This is a genomic window from Arthrobacter sp. NPDC080086, from assembly GCF_040702285.1.
In genome coordinates, this window is record NZ_JBFBKP010000147.1 from 1 (window position 1) to 4270 (window position 4270).

Sequence of the window (4270 nt, forward strand, 5' to 3'; positions counted from 1 at the left end):
CGGCAGAACTTATCCCGGGGGACCGGATGGTGGTCCGGCCAGGGGAACGTCTGGCCACTGACGGTCGGATCATCACCGGCCGCACCTCCCTGGACGCTTCGGCGCTGACCGGTGAATCCGTGCCCGTCGAGGCCGGACCGGGAAGCGAGGTCTATGCGGGGTCGATCAACGGCACCGGACCGCTTGAGGTTGAAGTCACCAGCACTGCCGAGAACAACTCGTTGGCCAGGATCGTGCACATCGTGGAGGCCGAGCAGTCCCGCAAGGGCCCGGGCCAGCGCCTGGCCGACTCCATCGCCAAAAAGCTCGTCCCGGGCATCCTGATCGCCGCGGCCCTGATCATCGTCTTCGGCTTCATCGTCGGGGAACCGTTGTTGTGGTTTGAACGCGCCCTCGTCGTCCTGGTCGCCGCATCACCCTGCGCACTGGCCATCTCCGTGCCCGTCACCGTCGTCGCGTCCGTGGGTGCAGCCAGCCGCATCGGCGTACTGATCAAGGGCGGCGGCGCCCTGGAAACCCTCGGCAAAATCCGCACCATCGCACTAGACAAGACCGGAACGCTTACCCGCAACAAGCCTGCCGTGATCGATGTCGCGGCGACCGGAACCACGACCCAGGAACAGGTTCTGGCCCTTGCGGCCGGTCTGGAATCCCGCAGCGAACACCCGCTCGCCCGCGCCATCCTCGCAGCGGCCACGGACCGGGCGGCCGTCACCGATGTCGACACCGTCCCCGGCGCCGGTCTGGAAGGCCGGCTCGATGGCAGGACCGTCCGCCTTGGCCGGCCGGGCTGGATCAACGCCGGCCCGCTGGCCGCAGAGGTCGAGAGGATGCAGCACGCCGGCGCAACGGCTGTCCTGATCGAGGACGACGGCCAGGTCATCGGCGCCGTCGCCGTGCGCGACGAACTGCGGCCTGAAGCCCGGGACGTCATCGCCCGGCTCGCAGCCTCCGGCTACACCACGGCCATGCTCACCGGGGACAACCTCATCACCGCCACCGCGCTGGCTAAGGACGCGGGCATCACGGAGGTCCACGCCGACCTGCGCCCCGAGGACAAAGCGGAGATTATCCGCACGCTCAAGGGCCGTGCTCCCACCGCCATGGTCGGCGACGGCGTCAATGACGCCCCGGCCTTGGCGACTGCCGACACCGGCATCGCCATGGGCGCCATGGGAACGGACGTCGCGATCGAAACGGCCGACATCGCCCTGATGGGCGAGGACCTGAACCACCTTCCGCAGGTCCTGGATCATGCGCGCAGGACCCGGCGCATCATGCTCCAGAACGTGGGCCTGTCCCTGGCCCTGATCGCGGTGTTGATCCCGCTGGCGCTGTTCGGCATGCTCGGCCTGGCCGCTGTCGTCCTCATCCATGAACTGGCTGAAATCGTCGTGATCGCCAACGGCGTCCGAGCCGGCCGGATCAGCCGCAAGGACGGGTCCAACGCCGCCAAGCCCGCCCTGGCCATGGAACCGGCAGCGTGAGCGCCGTCACTGCTGTGCCGGACGCGCCCGCCCGGCAGGCCCGACGGTCCAGGACGGTGCTGCTTCTGGTGGCAGCCGTCCTGGCCGCGGCCGACCTGGTCGTTAAAGCCCTGGCCGAAGGGCTGCTCTCCACCGGCGCCACGACCGACCTGGGCCCGATCAACATCAAGCTCGTCTACAACCGCGGTGTCGCGTTCAGCCTCGGCGCGGACCTGTCCCCGTGGGTCGTCATCGCCGCCACCGGGCTGATCATTGCGGCCCTGATCTGGTACACCGTCTCCTCCGCGCCATCCACGACCGGCCTGTCCAGGGCAGGAGCAGCCCTGCTGCTCGGGGGCGCCGCCGGGAACTTCATCGACAGGCTCGACGGGCAAGGGGTCGTGGACTACCTGCACAGCGGCTGGTTCCCCACCTTCAACCTCGCCGACGTGTTCGTCACCACCGGAGTGGCGCTCATCATCCTCGGCACCATCATCGCCCGGCAGCCACCACCGACGGCAAAGCCCTCAGCATCACGGGAACACCCACCTTCTTCCTCGACGGCGAAAAGCTCACCCTGAACAGCGATGAACTATTCAGGCAGCTCCTTGAGGAGGCCGCCAAATAGCCCCCTTCCCAACAGGCCCGTACCGGCCGGCGGACCATGTCATTCTGCAGGAACATCGTGCAGGCCCACCAGATAAACGAAAGTTTGGAATAGCTCGTCGTCCTGCCACACGCCCACCGTCTGTAGTCCGGATAAGAAGACCCGCACCAGCTGACGCATGATGGGTTCGGGGTCTTCCATCAGCTCGGAGAGCCGGCGGCGAACCTGATCGAGCGAGGGCAGAGTGAACTCAGCCCGGATGTTGTCCCAGGCTTGTGCAGGAATGGTGTGAGCTGGCACGACTGGCTCTTACCTAGTCGCTGATGCTCTCAAGGAGCCATTGGGTTGCCAGAGGGTCGAGCCGAAGTGTGAAGGTGCGCAGCGCGGAGTTGGTTCCCAGCCGTACCTGCACCCGCCAGTATTCGACGCTTACGACGTCGCCGGTGCCCAGCGCTGCGGTCCGCCTGGTGTTCCACCAGTCGTTCCTGGCGAACCAGTGCACCGGGTCTGCGCCCACGGCCCAGATACGGCCGTCGAACCTGACGGCCAGGGGAGCGCCGGCCGCGGTAAAGCGGACGTCGACCTCGACGTCCAGAGTTGTTTCATTCGCTACTGCTGTCACGGTTTACGCGCTCTCCCAAGTTCCTGGTCATTCTGTCCTGCCGGCGGGTGACCGCCGAACTCCATACCCAGGTCCGATACGTGATCGGACCGTCTTTCCACATCACTTCGGCGGCCTTCGCCGTCCAGGCGTACACCTCGCCGTCGACCAGCTCGGCGCAGTTCGGGAACCGGATCCAGGCCTTCACCGGGATGCCGGGGAAGCCGTTCTTGACGGGGAAGTGCTCGAAATCAAGCTCTTCCACCGTCAGCCCTATCGGGCCGGCACGTCGCGCGTACTGCGCCTGCAGCCGGCTTGCCTGCTCCGGTCCCATACCACCACTTTAGAACATATGTTCGAATAGACACGCCATGAAAAAGCGGCCGCTTCCGACCGCTGAACTAATTATGGGCCACCCCTACGACAATCTTCGCCAGTGCGTTCCGGGCGCTCGGTTCCACAGCTGTGCGGAGGGCTCCACCTGACCCCAATGGGCACAACCGGGGCGCATGCTCGGTTAGGGGCGCGCAGCGCGGCCCCTCGGCCTTCCCTGCAGCCAGCCCGGGACGGCGGCGTCGAGCTGGGCGGCCTTGTCGGGGGAGAGGGTGCCTTCCCTGAGCTTCTGCCTTTGGATGTGGATCCACACCCCAAGGGTGTGTTCCTGCTCGGTGGCGTATTTCTGGTGTCGTGGCCAATCGCTGCCCTCGGCCCGGTAGCGCAGCAGCTCGGCCAGCCGGGCATGCCAGCGTGCTTCGTCCGCAGCTGTCCTGGCGTTGGTGTTCCAATCGGGGATCCGGGCCAGCCCGTCCCGGTAGGACGGATGAAGGGTCCCGGCAGCCGCCTCGCTGCGGCGCTGCCTGATCCATGCCTCCATGGAACGCTCTGCCTGGTCATCGGAACGGCCTCGCGGCAGCCGGCCCGCCGCGGTGACCCAGGCTATGACTTCTTCCATCCGCGCCACTGCGGCCGCAGACGGCGCTGCCCCTGCGGCCCGGTGTGCCGCTTGAAGCTGGGGGTCCTGGCGACGGGCCACGCGCAGGTGGTAGCCGACGGTCGCCGGCGCGGCACGGACAAGGGCAGCGATGCGGTCCCGGCCGAGGCCGAGCCGGTACATCAGCACCCACTCCGGGTACGGGGCCTTCCGCAGCAGTCTGTCCATGATGGGGCTCATCCTGCCACGAGGATCCGCGTCGCCGAAGGGAACCGGGCGTGTGCCGCGGCGTCTGGGAGGGACTGATTTCCGCTGCGCTCCAACCAGTTATCGGGCGTCCGCTGGCGCGGCCGGCTGTTGGGTCCAGTGCCTCCGTCGCAGAGCTCCGGCTGCCCTGGCCCTGTTGTCTACGTCTTCGACGTTTTTTGGCTGCTGTCCTTCGGATCGTACGTGCCCGCTCCAGCCCGTCTAGCCCCTCCGTTCCTCCGGGGCCTGCGGTGCAGGAAATGTCCCTCCGGCGCTCCTTCGTCGCTTATTTCCTCCGGGAATTTCCCGCCCCTTGCCTTCGGTAGACAGGCCTCCGTCGGGCACAGCTCCGCAAGCTCCGCCAGCAGCCAAAAAACAACGGGGGGAAAGGGGACGCTGGCCGGTCACCTGAGCCGCCC

General features: G+C 67.1%; 6 protein-coding genes. 2 read left to right on the plus strand and 4 right to left on the minus strand.

The features are described from left to right. Positions 1 to 1487, plus strand: a 1487-nt coding sequence (locus AB0305_RS22730) for a cation-translocating P-type ATPase (RefSeq protein ID WP_366174133.1), incomplete at its 5' end; no start/stop codon positions are given. Further along, positions 1484 to 2047: a signal peptidase II gene (gene lspA / locus AB0305_RS22735; protein WP_364138880.1), complete on the plus strand. Its 564-nt coding sequence runs from the start codon at positions 1484 to 1486 to the stop codon at positions 2045 to 2047. The genes AB0305_RS22730 and lspA, both read left to right, overlap by 4 nt. Positions 2048 to 2133: 86 nt before the next feature. Here lspA and AB0305_RS22740 read toward each other — a convergent pair whose 3' ends face one another. The 4 genes from AB0305_RS22740 to AB0305_RS22755 all read right to left on the minus strand — a co-directional run bounded on the left by AB0305_RS22740 (position 2134) and on the right by AB0305_RS22755 (position 3833). Further along, positions 2134 to 2373: a hypothetical protein gene (locus tag AB0305_RS22740; RefSeq protein ID WP_364138879.1), complete on the minus strand. Its 240-nt coding sequence runs from the start codon at positions 2371 to 2373 to the stop codon at positions 2134 to 2136. A gap of 13 nt (positions 2374 to 2386) precedes the next feature. Beyond that, positions 2387 to 2695, minus strand: coding sequence for a hypothetical protein (locus AB0305_RS22745; protein WP_364138878.1), 309 nt, complete (start codon positions 2693 to 2695; stop codon positions 2387 to 2389). Then, positions 2676 to 3008, minus strand: coding sequence for a hypothetical protein (locus AB0305_RS22750; protein ID WP_364138876.1), 333 nt, complete (start codon positions 3006 to 3008; stop codon positions 2676 to 2678). The genes AB0305_RS22745 and AB0305_RS22750 overlap by 20 nt, the downstream gene beginning before the upstream one ends. 183 nt (positions 3009 to 3191) lie before the next feature. After that, positions 3192 to 3833, minus strand: a complete 642-nt coding sequence (locus AB0305_RS22755) for a helicase associated domain-containing protein (RefSeq protein ID WP_364138874.1) — start codon at positions 3831 to 3833, stop codon at positions 3192 to 3194. Between the last annotated feature and the right edge of the window lie 437 nt (positions 3834 to 4270).